Source organism: Aureimonas altamirensis (assembly GCF_023702225.1).
Classification (GTDB): domain Bacteria; phylum Pseudomonadota; class Alphaproteobacteria; order Rhizobiales; family Rhizobiaceae; genus Aureimonas; species Aureimonas altamirensis_B.
In genome coordinates, this window is sequence record NZ_JAMQCO010000003.1 from 121,009 (window position 1) to 138,621 (window position 17,613).

Below are 17,613 nucleotides of genomic sequence, written 5' to 3' on the forward strand. Positions count from 1 at the left end.
CGATCATGTTTCATTAACCTTAGCGCTTGGTTAACGCCACGCCTTTACTGGCGTTTGCGGCGCGACGCATAAGGGTTGTCGGGCTTGCGCAGGTGCAGCCGTATCGGCACGCCGCGCAGGCCGAACGTCTCGCGCAGGCCGTTGACGAGATAGCGCGTATACGAGGCGCCCAATGCCTCCGGCCGCGAAGTGGAGACGATGAAGGTCGGCGGACGCGTCTTGATCTGCGTCATGTATTTCACGTTGATGCGGCGGCCGGCCACGGCGGGCGGCGGGTGATGCGCGACCATGCGCTCCAGCCACTGGTTGAGCTTGGAAGTGGAGATGCGCCTGTTCCATGTCTCGTGCGTCTCGACGATGGCGCGCATGAGGCGATCCAGACCCTCGCCCGTCTCGCCCGAGATCGGGATGGCCTTGACGCCCCGCATCTGCGGCAGGAGCCGTTCGGTCTTCTCCAGAAGGTCTTCCAGGGCTTCCTGCCGGTCTTCGATCATGTCCCATTTGTTGAAGGCAATCACCGGGGCGCGGCCCTCGCGCTCGATCAGGTCCGCGATCTGCAGGTCCTGCCTCTCGAAGGGCACGGTGGCGTCCAGCACGACGACGACCACCTCGGCGAACTTGATGGCGCGGATGGCGTCCGCGACGGACAGCTTTTCCAGCTTCTCCTGCACCTTCGCCTTGCGCCGCAGGCCCGCCGTGTCGAACATCTTGATCTGCCGGCCGCGCCAGGCCCATGACACGGATATGGAATCGCGCGTGATGCCGGCCTCCGGGCCGGTCAGAAGCCGGTCCTCGCCGAGAAACCTGTTGACCAGCGTGGACTTGCCGGCATTCGGCCGTCCCACGATGGCGATGTTCAGCGGCTTGGTGGCGTCATATGTATCGACCGGCTCGCCGTTTTCGTCGAGCTCGACGTCGACGTCGGCCTCGGCCTCCGGCACGTCGACCGAGAACGCCTCTTCCCCCAGGGCCGCAACGATGGCATCGCGGAGGTCCCCCATGCCCTCGCCGTGCTCCGCCGAAATGGCGACGGGCTCGCCGAGGCCAAGCGAGAAGGCGTCGTAGAAGCCCACATCCGAGCCCCGCGCCTCGGCCTTGTTGGCTACCAGCACGACCGGCCGGCCGGCGCGGCGCAGCAACTCTCCGAAATAGGAATCCTGCGGGGTCATGCCCGTCTTGGCGTCCACCACGAAGAGCGACAGGTCCGCCGTTGCGATGGCCGCCTCCGTCTGCGCGCGCATGCGGCCTTCCAGCGTGTCGGCGCCGGCTTCCTCCAGGCCTGCCGTATCGAGAACCTGGAATTCGATGTCGAACAGGTGCGCCTCGCCCTCGCGCCGGTCGCGCGTCACGCCCGGCCTGTCGTCGACGAGCGCAAGGCGCTTACCGACTAGGCGGTTGAACAAGGTGGACTTGCCGACATTCGGCCGTCCGATGATGGCGATGGAAACCATGGGGCGCGCCTCCGGCCGATCAGGACGGGTCGGGCTCGCCCGCCGCATCCGGCGCTTCGGGCGCCTCCTGCGTGGGGGCGGGTCCGGTTTCGCCTGCGATCAGCTCCTGCATCATGCGCGCCCGCTCGGCCATGCCGGCCGGGGTCGAGAAATCGTCCACGAGCTGGCCGAACAGGGGCGCGGCGCCGGCATAGTCGCCCGCCTTCCAGAGCGCCAGGCCGATCGCCTCCAGCGCCGGATGGCGAAGGGGCTCCCCCTCGCCGGTCAGCGCCTCGGCGCGCTGGCGCACATCTTCGGCGGTACCGTGGTCCACCAGAATGTAGGCCGCGCGAATCGAGGCGATGTCGCGCAAGGGGCGCGGGGCCGAAGCGTCGGATGCGACGGTATCGTAGGCGGCGACGGCGGCAGTCGGGTCGCCGGCCTGCAACTGCACGCCCGCAAGGTGCATGCGGGCGATGACCGGGTAATGCGCGGTCCCGTCGTCGGCCAGCGCGGCCAGGGCCGTTTCGGCGCCGGCGAAATCCCCGTTCGACACCAGCTCCTGTGCGGCGATCAGCCGATCCCCGTCGGCGGCGGAGCGGCCGGCGGCGATCCGCTCCCAGACGACGTAGCCGATCGTACCGAGGACGATCAGCGACACGAGGGCGATGATGATGATGCCGTAACGCTTCCAGATCGCGCGGACCCGCTCCTGGCGGATTTCCTCGTTCACTTCGCGAATGAAAGTGTCGTTGCTCATGGGCGCGTCGTCCGTAGCGGTGCGAGGCCGCATGGCGGCCATCGCTTGAATTGCGGCGTTTCCGGCTTTCTAACGATTTTTATGGCGAACGAAAGGGTACCCGCCCGGTCTGCCGCGTGAATCTGCCCTGCGGGCTCAATCGTAGTTGCGGACGTCGTCCAGTTCCACCGAGCCGAAGCCGGGCCTTGCCAGGTAGGCCATCACCCGTGCCGCGGCCTGCTCGGGGCTCGTCAACTCGCCCTTGTCCTTGAGTCCGCGATAGCGTGACACGGTCGGGAAATCGGTCTCGCGGACCCTTTGCTGCATGGCGGTATCGATGATGCCGGGCGCCAGCGCAACGGCGGCGGTGCGCGGCGCGCCGGCCCCCCCGGCACTATCGGAATATTCGGCGTTCACCGCGCGTACGAAGCCGTCCAAGCCACTTTTGCTGGCAGTGTAGGCGCTCCAGTAGGCGGTCGCGCGCCGCGACGCACCCGATGAAACGGCCAGGATGCGGCGCTCCGCCGGCCACGCTTCCGTCTTCGACAGGAACGCCGCGGTCATCGCCATCGGCGCGGTCAGATTCAGCGCCACATGCGCGGCGATGTCCCCGGGCGCGAGCTTGCCCACCGGCCCGATCGGCTCTTCGGTTCCGGCATTCAGCACGAGCAACGCCTCGGTCACGTTCGCGCCATCCATACCATCGAGCCAATCCAGGGCAGCCGCAGCGCCGGATGCATCGCGCAGATCGACCTGGCGCCATGCGGCCTGCAGACCCTCGGGCCTCGGCGATCGGGCGATGCCCAGGATGTCGTAGCCCGCTTCCGCCAGCGCTCGCGCCAGGGCCAGCCCGAGCCCCGCCGATGCACCGGATACTATCGCGATCTTCATGATGTCCTCCCGTTCCGCCCACCAGTAAGAGGCTGCCATGGCCTGCGCGCAAGAAAAATGTGCGATCCGACCCATAATGCGGGTTTTCATGCATATTATCTGTGGTACGTTTTCCCGAGAGCCCGGACATAAACGGGCCAGGGAGGTCAAGATCATGAAATCGTTCTCAATCGGCATCCGGCCGCTGGCCGGTGCATGTCTTCTTGCGGCCATGACCCTGTCGGGCGCCGCACAAGCGCAGGACCTGACGCCGCTGACGGTCGTCGTTCCCAACCCGTCGGCGCTCAACATCTTTCCGTTGCATGTCGCCGATGCGGAGGGCTATTTCGCCGAGGAAGGGTTGGACGTGACGGTAGAGGTCGTCAACGGATCGGCCTCCGTTCTGCAAACGCTGGTGGCGGGCCAGGCGCAGATCGGGCAGCCTGGCCCCGGACCGCTTCTGGCCGCCCGCGAACGCGGGGAAGATATCGTCATCCTGTACAATTACTGGCCGAAATCGGTGTTCGGTCTTGTCGTCAAGGAAGGTTCCGAGGTCGCCTCCCCGTCCGACCTGAAGGGCAAGACCATCGGTGTCGGCACTGCCGATGGTGCGGAAGTGGGCTTTACCCGGGCGATCCTGTCCAAGGCCGGGCTCGAGGAAGGGCGGGACTACGAGTTCCTGACCGTCGGCGACGGAGGCACGGCGGTCGCCGCCTTCATGAGCGACGAGATCGACGCCTATGCGGCCGCAGTGGCCGACGCCGCCATCATCGAGGCGCGGGGCATTCCCTTGACCGAGATCACGCCCGACGAGTTCCTGGCCTATTTCGGCAATGGCTGGGCGGCGACCCGCAGCTATATCGACGCCAATCCGGATGTGATCGAAGGGTTCGGCCGGGCCATGGTGAAAGGCACGCGCTTCGGGCTGGACCCTGCGAACACCGAGGCCGTGCTGGCGCATGCCGCCGCGGCCAACCCGCAGGAAGGCGAGGATGCCCGCCTTGCCGCCGCCATGCTGGAAACGATGCGGGATCGCGTCACTCCGATCGATTCCGGCAACGGTTTCGGCTATCAGCCGCCCGAGCATTGGAAACTGTGGCAGGACGCCCAGGTGGAGACGCAGGCTCTTTCGGCGCCGCTGCCGGACCTGTCCGCCGCCTACACCAACGATTTCGTCGAACGCTGGAACGCCCAATGACGGCGCTTCGACACGCGGTTTCCACGCAGCCGGCCGCCCTGTCCCGGAGTGGCGATGCCGTCTACGCGCTGCGCAACGTCTCGAAGACCTATGGCCGGGGCGCCATCCGCGCCCTCGACCATGTGGATCTGACGCTGGAGCGTGGCACTTTCAGCTCCATCATCGGTCCATCCGGCTGCGGCAAATCCACGCTGCTGAAGATCATGGCCGGGCTGACGCCGCCCTCGTCCGGCAGCGTCATGCTGGAGGGGCGGCCGGTAACGGGGCCGCGGCGCGACATCGGCATGATGTTCCAGCAGGCGACACTGTTCCCCTGGCGCACGACCATCGAGAACATCCTGCTTCCCATTGCGATCCGCGATGGGGCGTCGGCTGCGAAGGCGAAGGAACCTGCGGCCCGCGCGCTGCTCGACCTCGTGGGTCTCAAGGGATTTGCCGAAGTCTATCCCGACAAGCTGTCGGGCGGCATGGCGCAGCGTGCCGCGATCTGCCGGATGCTGGTGACGGAGCCGTCCGTTCTTCTGCTGGACGAGCCGTTCAGCGCGTTGGACGAGTTGTCGCGCGATTTCATGAACATGGAACTGCAGCGCATCTGCATGGAGAAGCAGGCGACGGCCTTCCTGATCACCCATTCCATTCCCGAGGCCGTCATCCTGTCGGACGTCGTCTACGTCATGTCGAAGCGGCCCGGCCGCTTTGTCGAGACGATCCATATCGAGCTCGACCGTCCGCGCACGCTGGACATGCTCACCTCGCCCGAACTCGGCGACTATGTCCGCCATATCCGCGCTCTTCTGGACGAGGGAGGCCTCCATTGACCCACGTGCAACTGGAAAGAAGCGAGGCGCCGCCCGAGACGCTGTGGCAGGAAGAGGTGCCGCTGATCGACCGGATACCGCGCCCGGTCGGCATGGCGCTGCTGGCCGCGGCCTTCATCGCGCTATGGCAGGGCGTCCATGTCATCGGCCTGTTCTCGCCCATCATCTTGCCGCCGCCGGCCGCCGTGTTCCGCGACATCATCCTGGTGGGAACCAATCTCGCCACCGGCGGCTACATGCTGGCCGCATTGTGGATCACGCTTCAGGAAGTCGTTCTGGGATTCGCGATCGCCATCGCCATCGGCTTCACGCTCGGCATCATCGTCGGAGAAAGCAGTTTCGGCGAACGGGTCGTGCTGCCCTATCTGGTCGCCATCGATACGATGCCCAAGGTCGCCTTCGCGCCGCTGTTTCTGGCCTGGTTCGGTTTCGGCATATCGTCCAAGGTCGCGCTGGCCGCCTTCATCGCCACCTTCCCGATCGTCGTGGCCACGGCTGCCGGGCTTCATGCCTCCGACGAGAACGCGCGGATGCTGTTCAAGACCATGGGCGCCACCCGCTGGCAGACATTGTGGCGCATGAAACTGCCGCTTGGGCTGCCGCAGATCTTCACCGGCCTCAAGATCGCCTCGGTGGGCGTGATGGCGGGCGCCATCACGGGCGAGTTCCTGGGCGGCGGCAAGGGTTTCGGGGAGCTGATCCGCGTGGCGGCGGCGCAGCTGAATACGCCGCGCATCTTCTCGCTGATCCTGTTTCTCAGCCTCGTCGGCCTGACGCTGTTCTGGCTGGTCTCGTTCGTCGAGCGGCGGATCGTCTTCTGGCGGCGACGCGCGGAATCCGGGAGCCACAATGCCTGATGAAGCGGTGAAGGAAACTGGAGCGGGCGATGGGGATCGAACCCACGACATCAAGCTTGGGAAGCTTGCGTTCTACCACTGAACTACACCCGCATCCTTGGCTGAAAGCACTATAGGAATGGCGGATGGCGCGCAAGGGGAAGTTGCCGCCATTCGCCATCAGGAAAAGTGCTTGGACAGCTTGAGCCGCTGCGCCTGGTAGTTCGATTTCAGGTCCGAGCCGTAGAGCCGCTCCGGGCGGGCGGCCATGCGCTCGTAGATGAGCCGGCCGACGATCTGGCCATGCTCCAGAATGAACGGCACTTCGTGGCTGCGCACTTCCAGGACGGCCCTGCTGCCGCTGCCCCCCGCTTCGGAATGGCCGAAACCCGGGTCGAAGAAGCCGGCATAATGCACCCGGAACTCCCCGACGAGCGGGTCGAAGGGCGTCATCTCGGCGGCGAAGTCCGGCGGAACGTGCACCGCCTCTTCCGAGACGAGGATGTAGAACTCGTTCGGATCCAGCACCAGAACGCCGCCTTCGCTGCGGCGAAGGGGCTCCCAGAAATCGAGGGTGCGATGTGCCCCCCGCCTGTCCACGTCCACGACGCCGGTATGACGCTTGCCGCGATAGCCGATCATGCCTTCGTCGTCGCCCGTCAGGTCCACCGACAGGGCGATCCCGCCGCCCGAAATGTTGGCATCCGACGCGCTGGTGAGCCCCTCCCCCTCGTGCAGGGTCGAGATTTCGTCGCTCGTCAGCGTGGCGCGGCCGCGCCGGAAGCGGATCTGGCTGAGGCGCGACCCCTGCCGCACGAGCACCGGGAAGGTGCGCGGCGATATTTCCAGGTAGAGCTGGCCGTCGTACCCGGCGGGCACCTTGTCGAATTCCTGCGCGCGGTCGGTGATGACGCGGGTGAAGATGTCGAGCCGCCCGGTGGAGGATTTCGGGTTGGCGGCGGCGCGCACCTCGGGCGGCAGCGACAGCCGCTCCATCAGCGGCACGATGTAGACGCAGCCCGTTTCCAGCACCGCGCCCTCGGACAGGTCGACGACATGCAGCGAAAAGCGGTTCAGCGCCTCTTCCACGCTGCGCTGGCGGCCCGGCAGGAAGCTGGCGCGCACGCGGTACGCCCTTGCGCCGAGCCGCAGGTCGAGGCTGGCCGGCTGCACCTGGTCGTCATCCAGCGGACGGTCGGAAACGATCCGCCCCGCCTCGTGGAGGGCCTGGATTTCCCGGTCCGGCAGGATGCCTTCAGTCATTGCGTCAACCCTGTGCGATACGTTGCGTATCGCGCATAAACGAAGGCGCGCCGTTTGGCCAGTTGACGCCGCCCCGCGCGCGGGCTTAAGGAACGTGCCGTGGTGATTTTGCCGGCCGGCTTGCAGCCACGTTAAACAAGTCGCTAAAGGGCCGATCTCCTTGCAAGGACCGGTCATGGACGCGTCGCCCGAAGTCGGCCGCCCCGAGGTTTCCATGTCCGACAGCGCGAAAAAGCCGTTCCGTCCAGCAACAGCCATGATCCACGCCGGAACGGTGCGCTCCGGCTTCGGCGAGACGTCCGAGGCGATCTTCCTGACCCAGGGCTTCGTCTATCCGTCCGCCGAGGCCGCGGAAGCGCGTTTCAACGGCGAGGACCCCGGCTTCATCTATTCGCGCTATGCCAACCCCACGACCCGCATGTTCGAAGAGCGGATGATGGAACTGGAAGGCGCAGGCGACGCCCGCGCCACCGCCTCCGGCATGGCCGCCGTGGCCGCCGCCCTGCAATGCTCGCTGAAAGCCGGCGACCATGTCGTCGCGGCGCGGGCTCTGTTCGGCTCCTGTACCTACATCATCCAGACCGTCCTCGGACGCGCGGGCGTCGAATCCACATTCGTCGATGGCCGCAACCTGGAAGAGTGGCGCGCGGCCGTCCGGCCGGAAACGAAGCTCTTCTTCCTGGAAAGCCCGACCAACCCGACACTGGAAGTCATCGACATCGCCGCGGTCGCGGAGATCGCCCACGCGGCGGGCGCGATCCTGGTGGTCGACAACGTATTCGCGACGCCGATGCTGCAGAAACCCCTGGAACTGGGCGCCGACGTGGTCATCTATTCCGCCACCAAGCATATCGACGGCCAGGGCCGGTGCCTCGGCGGCGTGATCCTGTCCTCGGCGGAATGGATCAAGGAGAACCTGCACGATTATTTCCGGCACACCGGGCCGTCACTTTCGCCGTTCAACGCATGGGTTCTGCTGAAGGGGCTGGAAACGCTGCCCCTGCGCGTCCGCCAGCAGACGGACAACGCCGCCCGGATCGCCGAATTCCTGGCAGGCAGCGGCAAGGTCTCGCGGGTCATCTACCCGGGCCGGGCCGACCATCCCGACGCCGAGATCATCAAGCGGCAGATGACCGGCGGCTCGACGCTCGTCGGCTTCGAGATGAAGGGCGGCAAGGATGCGGCATTCCGGCTGTGCAACGCCTTGCGCATCGTCAGCATCTCCAACAATCTCGGCGACTCCAAGAGCCTGATCACCCATCCGTCCACCACCACGCACAAGAGCCTGTCGGCAGAAGCGCAGGCCGCGGCCGGCATCGGCCAGGGCCTTCTGCGGTTTTCGGCAGGGCTTGAGGATATCGACGACCTGGTCGAGGATTTCCAGGCGGCGCTCGACGCCGCCTGATCGAAGTCTGCGCCGGCCATGTTCACCTGCACCACCTGCCGGATCACCGTAACGGTGACGCCGAGCTACCTCGAAGGCCAGTCGGAGCCGGAGTCCGGCCGATGGGCATTCGCCTACCGGGTCGAAATCTCGAACGGTTCGGGCGAGGCCGTGCGGCTGCGCTCCCGCTACTGGCATATCACGGATGCCATGGGCCGCGTTCAGGAAGTGCGCGGCCCGGGCGTCGTCGGGGAAGAGCCGCTGCTGTCGCCCGGCGACAGCTTCACCTACACGTCCGGGTGCCCGCTGCCGACACCGTCCGGCTTCATGCGCGGCCATTATATCTTCGAGCGGGCGGACGGCTCCATGTTCCAGGTGGGTATCCCATCCTTCTCGCTGGACGCGCCGGATGTACGACGCATTCTGAACTGACGCGCCGTCAATCGCCGGGCCTTACAGCCCGGTAACTTCCTCGGCCCTGAACTCATAGGCCTCGCCGCAGAATTCGCAGGTAACGCGAATCTTGCCGTCGTCCTCGACGCTCTCGGCCAGTTCCTCCGGCGTGAAATTGGCGAGAACGTCGCGGATCCGCTCCCGCGAGCAGGAGCAATCGTCCCTGACCGGCGTCGGTGGAAATACCCGGACACCGCGTTCGTGGAACAGACGGAACAGAAGCCGCTCGACGCCGACATCCGGGTCGGCAAGCTCGGCATCGTCGATCGTGTCGACAAGCGCCAGCACCTCGGTCCAGGCGTCGTCCGCCTCGAATTCGAGCTCCTCGGCACCTTCGGGCGCATCGCCGCCCGGCAGATCCGGCATGCGCATGCGCTCGGGCGCCTGCGGAAGGAACTGGGCCACCAGGCCGCCGGCCCGCCAGCCTTCCTTGAAACCGCCGCCGTCCTGCCGGCGCGCGATCCTTGCGACGGCAAGGCGTACCGTGGTGGGAATCTGCTCCGACTGGCGGAAATACCCTTCCGCCACGTCTTCCAGGGATGCACCGGCCAGTTCGACGATGCCCTGATAGCGCTGCATCTGCGGCCCCTGATCGACCGTCAGCGCCATGATGCCCTGCCCGAGCAGGTCTTCCGGGCTCGTCTTGCCGGCCGCGGCGGCCTCGCGCAGGCGCTCCTCGTCGAAGCGGGCATAGGCGCGAACGCTGGAAGGGGTCGAGAAGTCGACCACCAGCAGGTCCACGGGGCCATCCGTCTGCGTCTGGGCGGTAAACTTGCCCTCGAACTTGAGCGACGTGCCGAGCAGCACCGTCAGCACGATCATCTCCGCCAGCAGGCGCGAGACGGGCTCAGGATAATCGTGGCGCCCGAGCAGGCTGTCGATCATGTCCCCCAGTTGCACGGCGCGGCCGCGCGCATCCAGCGCCGCAACCTCGAACGGTACGACGGCGTCGTCGCCGGCGAAGCCGAACTCGCCGAGTTGGCGAACATCCTCAACCACGGGCTTCGACTTCGCCGAAGCACCAGGCCAGCACCGACTTCTGCGCATGCAGGCGGTTCTCCGCCTCGTCGAAGACGACGGATTGCGGGCCGTCGATCACGCTGTCGCTCACTTCCTCGCCGCGATGCGCCGGCAGGCAATGCATGAAGAGCGCGTCGGGCCTGGCATGAGCCATCAAGGCGTCGTTGACCTGATAGGGGAGGAAGACGTTGTGCCCGCGCGCAACGTCTTCGCGGCCCATCGACACCCACGTGTCCGTCACGACGCAGTCGGCCCCCGTGACGGCCTCCACCGGATCGAGGGTCGTCAGGATATCGGCCCCTTCGGCGCGGGCGCGCTCGACGAAGCCGGCATCGGCCTCCGACCCCTCCGGGGTCGCGATCCGGAGGGAGAAACCGAAGCGTGCCGATGCCTCGATGAAGGAATTCAGCACGTTGTTGCCATCGCCGCTCCAGGCGAAGGTCCGGCCCCTGACCGGGCCTCGCTTCTCCTCGAAGGTCAGAAGGTCGGCCATGATCTGGCAGGGATGCGTATCGTCGGTCAGCGCGTTGATCACCGGGACGGTCGCAGCTTCCGCCATTTCCAGAAGGCGCTCGTGCCCCGTGGTGCGGATCATGATGGCGTCGACGTAGCGAGACAGGACGCGTGCCGTGTCGGCGATCGTCTCGGCCCGGCCGAGCTGCATTTCCGTGCCGGACAGGAACAGTGTCTCGCCACCCAGTTGCCGCATGGCGACATCGAAGGAAACGCGGGTGCGGGTCGACGGCTTCTCGAAGATCATGGCCAGCATGCGCCCCTCGAGCGGGCGCGGGGAAGCCCGCCCCTCCGCCTTGCGGCGTGCGGCGTCGTCCAGGATGGAGCGAAGCTCGTCCGGCCGCATCGCCGAAATATCCAGAAAGTGCCGTCCGGCCGTTCCGCGTGTCATGCTGCACTCTCCTTACGGGTTGCGGACAGCGCCTGCGCCGCAGCCTCGATACGCTCCAGGCCCTCGCGGACCTCGTCCGAGGTCACGTTCAGGGGTGGCAATATGCGGACGACGTTGTCGCCGGCCGGAACGGCAAGCATGAGCCGGTCACGCAGCGCCGCGATGAAATCGACGTTCGGCACGCGCATCTTCAGGCCGAGCAGCAGCCCTTCGCCACGCACCTCCTCGACGAGGTCCGGGAACCTGTCCAGGATCCCGGCGAGCCCTTGCTTGAACTGCAGGGCGCGGTCGCGCACCTGCGTCAGAAATCCGTCCTCGAGGACGACATCCAGCACCGCGTTGCCGACCGCCATCGCCAGGGGGTTGCCGCCGTAGGTGGTGCCATGGGTGCCGGCCGTCATGCCAGCGGACGCGGCTTCGGTGGCCAGGCAGACGCCCAGGGGGAAGCCGCCGCCGATGCCCTTGGCCGAGGCCAGGATATCCGGCGCGACACCGCTATGCTCGTAGGCGTAGAAGGCGCCGGTGCGGCCGACGCCCGTCTGGACCTCGTCGTAGATCAGCAGCAGGCCATGTGCGTCGGCCACTTGACGCAACGCCCTCAGGAATTCCCCGGAAGCGCGGCGGATACCACCCTCGCCCTGGATCGGCTCGATCAGCAGCGCGGCGGTTTCGTCGGTGATCGCCGCTTTCAGCGCCGCGATATCGTCGAAGGGAACCTGGTCGAAACCTTCGACCTTGGGTCCGAAGCCCTCCAGGTATTTCTTCTGGCCGCCGGCGGCGATGGTGGCCAAGGTGCGACCGTGGAACGCGCCCTCGAAGGTCACGATACGGAAGCGCTCCGGCCGGCCGTTCACGTAATGGTAGCGCCGCGCCGTCTTGATGGCGCACTCCAGGGCCTCCGCGCCGGAATTGGTGAAGAAGGCGCGGTCGGCGAAGCTGGCTTCCGTCAGCCGCCGGCCAAGCCTTTCCTGGCCGGGGATCTGGAACAGGTTGGACACATGCCACAGCTTCCGCGCCTGGTCCGTCAAAGCCGAAACAAGATGGGGATGGGCATGGCCCAGCACGTTGACGGCAATGCCGCCGGAAAAGTCCAGGAAGCGGCGGCCGTCTTCCGTGTGAAGCCACACGCCCTCGCCTCGCTCCACGCGAATGTCCGCGCGCGCATAGGTCGCGTACAACGGGGAGTGCGTGTCGGTATCGGGTGCCATGGCGACGAGGTTCCGAGAATGGTGGGGTTTGAGCCGAAAGAAACGGGCCGGCGACCGTCCGGCGACCTTTTTGATCTTTCCGCTGCAAAGAACGGTGTGGCTATACCATGCGGGGGTTGCGCATTGTCAACGAATGAACGACATGAGGTGCGCGCAAGGGAATAGCCGCGCGCAGGCGTGCAGGCGCACGCGAAAGACTGGGGATATCTTAACTTTCGATTCGCTCGCAACCCTGCATGGCTTGTCAGCGCCTCGACCGTTTTGCTAGTTTCCCGGTCAACACCAGATTTCGTGCGGCCAGCCCATCAGCTTAATAGATGTGGTATGACCCGGCTTGAACCGCCGCCGGTCACCGATGGATTCCGCCGCCGACAGAATTGAAAGGACCCGCGATGAGCTGGACGGATGAACGGATCGAAACTCTCAAGCGGCTTTGGTCGGAGGGGCACAGCGCCAGCCAGATCGCAGGGGAGCTCGGTGGCGTCAGCCGAAATGCCGTCATCGGCAAGGTTCACCGCCTGAAACTGGAAAGCCGCATCAAGGCGCCCTCCGCGCCGGCTGCCACTGCCCCTGCCTCTGCGGCTCCCGCGCCTGCGGCGGTTGCCCCCGCGGTGGTCGCCCAGGCAAGCCAGCCCGCGCCCACTTCCATCCGCAGCGCGCCCGCCCCCGTAGCGGCCGCTCCGCAACGCGAGCCGGCCGCGGCTTCCGCGCCGCGCGTGCTGCAGCCCGCAGCGTCCATCTCCTCCGCGCAGCAGCCCATGGCGCGCACCATGGGCGCGACGGCGCTGAAGATGGAGCCGGAACTGGAGCCGATGCCGCAGCAGCGGGTCAGCGCCGAGGTGGTGCCCATCTCGCGCAACCTGACGCTGGTGCAATTGTCGGAGCGGACGTGCAAGTGGCCGATCGGCGATCCGTTGTCTCCGGATTTCCGCTTCTGCGGCAATCATTCCGGCGAGGGCAGCCCCTATTGCCAGTATCATGCGCGCATTGCCTTCCAGCCCGCATCGGAGCGCCGGCGCATTCGCTGAGCCTCATGAAGCAGCAAGCCGGTAGCTGAACCCGGCCCGCCCATCAGGGCGGGCCGTTTTTGCATCCGATCAAGATGTAAAACATCGATGCATATACTTAAAGTTATATCATAAAACTGAATCCTGGGGCCTGTATCCGCTCGTGCCGTAGCAAAACCGCACGCAAGAGACGGACAGCACGGTGCCCGCCAAGAACCAGAATCCATATTCGGCCGAAGACGTATTACGCATCCAGTTGGCCCTCTCCGACTCCCTGAAGCGTATCAGGCTTTTCAACTCCTATTCGACGCGCATCGAACGGTCTTTCGGCGACCTCGCAAAAGAGTTGCAGACAGGCGAGCCGTCGGAAGCGGAGAATGCGTCCGTCGGCGATACGCGTGAGATCGTCGAAGCGGAAGGCCGTCGCATCTTGCGGATCGAGATGTTGTGGCAGATGCAAACCTATCGGGAGACGGGTGCCTTCGGCGATTTCGATGCCTTCTGGACGAAGCTCACGCCGGACCAGCAGGCTGCGCCGGACAACTGTTTCAAGAGTTGGTATCTGACGGTCTGGGATGCCGGCAGGATGCTGAGGCTGCCCTCTCTCCTGTCGGTGGGACAGCAGAACGACGCCTACCTTTCGATGAAGGAGGCGGTCGCGCAGTACCGCACGCTGATGAGCGATCCGGATACGCGGGCTGCCGCGCCCTTCCCTCAGGCGAACCAGTACTACAAGTACGATGGCGGCAAGATTCGTCTGGCCGACGACAGGAATTTCACCGAGCGGAGCGAGGGCCAGCTCGCGCTGCGCGGCGCGACCGTCGGGATCGTCCTGCTGGAGGCTTTGAACAAGACGCTGTCATCGTCTTCGACGGCCGAGAACAAGGTGGTGCAGGCCAGGTACTGGCTGCGGTTCCTGTCCGAATCCGCCAACTTCGCAGCCGCGTCCGCCCGGTTCGACCGCAGCTTCCAGGCCGATGAAACCTATGCCGACGCGACGCCGGACGGCGCCGGCGCCGTTGTCGGCAGTGTCCTTTCGGCGGCGGTTTACATTGCCTCCATCATCGGGCGGTCCTTGGACGACAGCCCCAGGAACGCGCTGCAGACTCATATCGACAATATCGGCTATGCGTCCGACGCGCTGAAGATTTCGCGTTCCCTCTTCACGATCGGGCCCATCGTCGAACCGGCGCTCGCCACCAGCGCCGCGTTCAAGGGCGCCGGCACCCTCGTTGCCGGAACTGCCCAGATTCTCTCGACGGCCGCCTCCGCCATGACCCTCGCCGACATGGAGCAGCGCGGTACGGACTCGAGGATCATCGCCGCCGCCAGCGTCGACCTGGCCTTCCAGATCGGAATGGCCTACGCGGTCACGGCCCTGGCCGCGTCGGGCGTGGGCGTACTCGGCCTGGCGCTTCTTGCGACTGCAAATTTCTCCCAGTTCGCAGTCGCGGACATGTATTTCGACATGGCAGAGGAGGCCGATGCCCGATACGGCCGCAGCGGCTGGCTGGGCGACAAGGCGATCGGCATCTACTACCGCCAGTGCGGCGGGGCCGCCATCGTCAACGGCATGCCCGCGCTCAATATTCTTTCCAGCGTCATGTCGATGGCGACGGGCGACGATGGCATCGATATGTCGGTAACGTCGCGATTGATCCTTACGGACTATGCGAACCGCATCGACAACGACCCGGCCTACCGGAACAATCCGCGCTATGCCTACGATACCCGTGAGGGAAAGTTGGCGGCAGCCGCGACGGCGTTCTGGGACGACGGTTTCGACAGCCGCTTCTCCGCGACGGAGCGCCAGGAATTCGCCAGCCGTACCGCCGAGTTGAAGAAAACGTCGAGAGCCGATCGGGTGCGTGTCTACGTCACTCGCCAGTTGGATGCGGACGCGGAGATGATGGGTTGGGCGTCGGAAGGCACGATCCGGCAGAACATGAGGAGCGGCCGGACTTTCCTGTTTTCGGATGGCGCTGGAGGCGCATCGGCCGAATGGGATCCTTTCGCACGCAAGACAACCGACTACGACCTGGGCAAGCCGGGCGACACGTCGGATACGACGCAGTACGTCACCTTCGCCACGCCCTTCACCGGGGTGGAACAGGAGGTTCGGGAGGATGTCGGCTCAGGCAAGAAAGCCTCGAACAGACCTGTGCTTCCGAAGACGCTGAAGTTCAGTGACGGCGCTGCCAGCACGACATTCGATGCGCGCAACCTCGCCCCGGAGGTCCGTACGGTCACCCGGACGCAGGTCGTGCAAGTGGATGGAAGGCCGAAGACCGTGAGTTACTCGATCGAGAACGTCGATCGGATGTACGGCTCCGAAGGCGGGATAGAACTCTCGATGGGAGGAGGAAGCGACAGGGTAATCGCAGCGGCACGAGCCATGCTCGTCGACGGTGGATCGGGCTTCTCGGCATCCGAAACGGATATCATCGACTATTCCGGTTACGCGCGGTCCGGTGCGACGGTTGCCGTTGCGGCAACGGGGCGTGGGCGCCTGGACGTCGTCAAGCGAGGGGTCGTCGAGATCAGCTACCGCTACGTCAAGGAAGAGTCGCAGGGCAAGAACAAGCCCAAGCGATACACCGCCGTCACGGAACTGCGAACCTACGACCTGAATGGAAATACCGACAGTCTCGTCAACGTCGAAGGCGTGGCCGGGACCGCAAACGCCGATACGTTCTCCGGCGGAATGGGAAACATTCTGCTAGGCCTGCAAGGAGACGACACCTTCGCGGAAATCAACAACGACACCATCATGGCCGGCGAGGGCAGCGACATGGTCGAGGCCATATCGGCCCTGCGGGCCGGCGCCCCCGCCCCGCACGGTTCCTATGTGGATGGGGGAGAAGGCAACGACAGGATCACCCTTCGGTGGGGAAACGATTCTGTCGTCGGCGGAGCGGGCCGGGACACGCTTTTCGGCGGCGTCGGCGACGATATCCTCTTCGGCGACTTTTCCGACGCAACGATCGCGGTTGCGGCAATCGCCTATGCGGACAGGATCGATGGCGGCGACGGCAACGATACCCTTTCGGGCGGGTTCGGTTCGGATACGCTCGGTGGCGGCGCGGGAAACGATCTGCTGGTGGGCAACGACGACGATGACATTCTGGACGGCGGCGCGGGTAGCGATCGGCTGTCCGGCGATGGCGGACGCGATACGATCGACGCCGGCACGGGCGACGATGTCGCCTGGGGTGGAGACGGAGACGATATCCTGAAACTGGATGACGGCCACGATGCCGGGTATGGCGGGGCGGGTGACGACACCCTCCTCGGCGGTGAGGGCGCCGACCGGCTCTACGGCCAGTCGGGAAGCGACCGACTGTACGGCGGCGCCGGGAACGACGTCCTCAGCGGCGACGAAGGAGACGACGCCTTGTTCGGCGGCGACGGCGGCGACACTTTGATAGGCGGAGCCGGAAACGATGTCCTGTACGGTGAAGCGGGCGACGACTGCCTCTACGACCAGTCCGGGCGCTCGATCCTGAAAGGCGGTGATGGCGACGACATCATCGTACTCGGCGCAGCGTCGATCACGAGCGGCTCGCTGAGCCAGGGGACCATCGCTGATGGTGAGGATGGCGACGATCTGGCGAGTTTTCGCTTCGCCTACGTACCGACGGAAGGCGAGACGACGGCCACACCCGGCATAGCAGCCTCGCTCAGCGTCGGAAGGGATGCGGCCGGCAATGCCTTCACGGCACCAAGCGCTCGCCTGCTTTCGCGCAGTACGCCATCGGGCATGGATGCCCTTTTCGGAATTCGCCTGCTGGGAATCGAAAATCTGGAAGGCACGATCGGCCGCGACATACTGACAGGGGATGCGGGCGCCAATGTCCTGATCGGCCGCGAAGGCGACGATACGCTTGCCGGGATGGCGGGTGACGACCTCCTTTACGGCGGTCGCGGAACGGACGTGCTTCTGGGAGGCCAGGGGCACGACGTTCTTCTGGGCGGCTCCGGGAAGGACCTCCTCTACGGCGGCGCCGGCGGCGATACGTTCGTTTTCGAGGGAATGTTCGGTGCCGATGCGCTCTACGTGGAACCCGGGGCCAGCCGCAGCCAGCAGAACGGCGATATACTGCTTTTCATGGATGCGGATTATCGCAACCTCTACCTGAGGACCGTGGCCGGAGGCGGCCTGGAAATCGGGCGTATCCTTACGCCGGGCATTGCCGATCCGCTTGCGGACGTCGAGGGAGAAGCCTGCGTTCTGATCGACGACTTCGGAAGCGGAGAGGACAGCTATGCCGATGTGGCCCTGGTCGCCAGATGCGCGGACGGCTGGGCCGTGCTGACTGGCGCTCCGCTGCAAGCCCTCATATTCGAGATGAATGTCTTCTTCGATCGGGATGACGGCATGATGGGCGCACTGAACGTGGCAGACGGCGACCTCTGGGCCGATCGGGTAAGACCCGCGCAGGAGGCCCTGTGGACGACCCAGGCCGTCGCGGCCTGAATTGCC

At 65.6% G+C, this 17,613-nt stretch carries 14 protein-coding genes, 1 tRNA gene and 1 riboswitch; of the genes, 7 read left to right on the forward strand and 8 right to left on the reverse strand.

Going from position 1 to position 17,613, the window contains the following annotated elements:
* Positions 1-44 precede the first annotated feature (44 nt).
* From der to NDN16_RS05785, 3 genes are all read right to left on the reverse strand, one after another.
* Positions 45-1,451, reverse strand: a complete 1,407-nt coding sequence (gene der, locus NDN16_RS05775) for a ribosome biogenesis GTPase Der (protein WP_251112683.1) — start codon at positions 1,449-1,451, stop codon at positions 45-47.
* Between the two features lie 19 nt (positions 1,452-1,470).
* Positions 1,471-2,190, reverse strand: coding sequence for a tetratricopeptide repeat protein (locus tag NDN16_RS05780; protein ID WP_251112684.1), 720 nt, complete (start codon positions 2,188-2,190; stop codon positions 1,471-1,473).
* 135 nt (positions 2,191-2,325) lie between these two features.
* Positions 2,326-3,060: an SDR family NAD(P)-dependent oxidoreductase gene (locus tag NDN16_RS05785; RefSeq protein WP_251112685.1), complete on the reverse strand. Its 735-nt coding sequence runs from the start codon at positions 3,058-3,060 to the stop codon at positions 2,326-2,328.
* 154 nt (positions 3,061-3,214) lie between these two features.
* Between NDN16_RS05785 and NDN16_RS05790 the strand changes: the two genes are divergently transcribed.
* The 3 genes from NDN16_RS05790 to NDN16_RS05800 are packed head-to-tail and all read left to right on the forward strand — an operon-like array spanning position 3,215 to position 5,912.
* Positions 3,215-4,237, forward strand: coding sequence for an ABC transporter substrate-binding protein (locus NDN16_RS05790; RefSeq protein WP_251112686.1), 1,023 nt, complete (start codon positions 3,215-3,217; stop codon positions 4,235-4,237).
* Positions 4,234-5,055 (forward strand): ABC transporter ATP-binding protein, encoded by an 822-nt coding sequence (locus NDN16_RS05795; protein ID WP_251112687.1) that lies wholly within the window; start codon positions 4,234-4,236, stop codon positions 5,053-5,055. The genes NDN16_RS05790 and NDN16_RS05795 overlap by 4 nt, the downstream gene beginning before the upstream one ends.
* A 5-nt stretch (positions 5,056-5,060) precedes the next feature.
* Positions 5,061-5,912, forward strand: a complete 852-nt coding sequence (locus NDN16_RS05800; RefSeq protein ID WP_251112996.1) for an ABC transporter permease — start codon at positions 5,061-5,063, stop codon at positions 5,910-5,912.
* 18 nt (positions 5,913-5,930) lie between these two features.
* Here NDN16_RS05800 and NDN16_RS05805 read toward each other — a convergent pair.
* Together NDN16_RS05805 and NDN16_RS05810 are read right to left on the reverse strand one after the other, a co-directional pair.
* Positions 5,931-6,005, reverse strand: a tRNA-Gly gene (locus NDN16_RS05805).
* Positions 6,006-6,071: 66 nt separating this feature from the next.
* Positions 6,072-7,154 carry a 2'-deoxycytidine 5'-triphosphate deaminase gene (locus NDN16_RS05810; protein WP_251112688.1) on the reverse strand — a complete coding sequence of 361 codons (1,083 nt, stop codon included), beginning with the start codon at positions 7,152-7,154 and terminating at the stop codon, positions 6,072-6,074.
* 89 nt (positions 7,155-7,243) lie between these two features.
* Positions 7,244-7,321, forward strand: a riboswitch (SAM riboswitch).
* A 47-nt stretch (positions 7,322-7,368) separates the two neighbouring features.
* Between NDN16_RS05810 and NDN16_RS05815 the strand changes: the two genes are divergently transcribed.
* Both NDN16_RS05815 and apaG read left to right on the forward strand, forming a co-directional pair.
* Positions 7,369-8,559, forward strand: a complete 1,191-nt coding sequence (locus NDN16_RS05815) for an O-succinylhomoserine sulfhydrylase (protein WP_251112997.1) — start codon at positions 7,369-7,371, stop codon at positions 8,557-8,559.
* An 18-nt stretch (positions 8,560-8,577) separates the two neighbouring features.
* Entirely contained in the window at positions 8,578-8,970 is a 393-nt protein-coding gene (gene apaG / locus NDN16_RS05820; protein ID WP_251112689.1) for a Co2+/Mg2+ efflux protein ApaG, read from the forward strand.
* A gap of 21 nt (positions 8,971-8,991) precedes the next feature.
* On the opposite strand, the gene NDN16_RS05825 is transcribed toward apaG, so the two are convergent.
* From NDN16_RS05825 to NDN16_RS05835, 3 genes are read right to left on the reverse strand one after another with little or no spacing between them, the layout of a single operon-like run.
* A complete protein-coding gene (locus NDN16_RS05825) occupies positions 8,992-10,038 on the reverse strand; it encodes an Hsp33 family molecular chaperone (protein ID WP_285292458.1) in 1,047 nt (348 codons plus the stop codon).
* On the reverse strand, positions 9,983-10,915 hold the full coding sequence (argF, locus tag NDN16_RS05830; RefSeq protein ID WP_251112691.1) for an ornithine carbamoyltransferase: 933 nt from the start codon (positions 10,913-10,915) through the stop codon (positions 9,983-9,985). The genes NDN16_RS05825 and argF overlap by 56 nt, the downstream gene beginning before the upstream one ends.
* On the reverse strand, positions 10,912-12,123 hold the full coding sequence (locus NDN16_RS05835) for an aspartate aminotransferase family protein (RefSeq protein WP_251112692.1): 1,212 nt from the start codon (positions 12,121-12,123) through the stop codon (positions 10,912-10,914). The genes argF and NDN16_RS05835 overlap by 4 nt, the downstream gene beginning before the upstream one ends.
* A gap of 392 nt (positions 12,124-12,515) precedes the next feature.
* Here NDN16_RS05835 and NDN16_RS05840 point away from each other — a divergent pair, with 392 nt between their 5' ends.
* Positions 12,516-13,151, forward strand: coding sequence for a GcrA family cell cycle regulator (locus tag NDN16_RS05840; RefSeq protein WP_251112693.1), 636 nt, complete (start codon positions 12,516-12,518; stop codon positions 13,149-13,151).
* Between the two features lie 181 nt (positions 13,152-13,332).
* Complete coding sequence (locus NDN16_RS21065; protein WP_353050195.1) at positions 13,333-17,607, forward strand: hypothetical protein; 4,275 nt, start codon at positions 13,333-13,335, stop codon at positions 17,605-17,607.
* Positions 17,608-17,613: the final 6 nt, after the last annotated feature.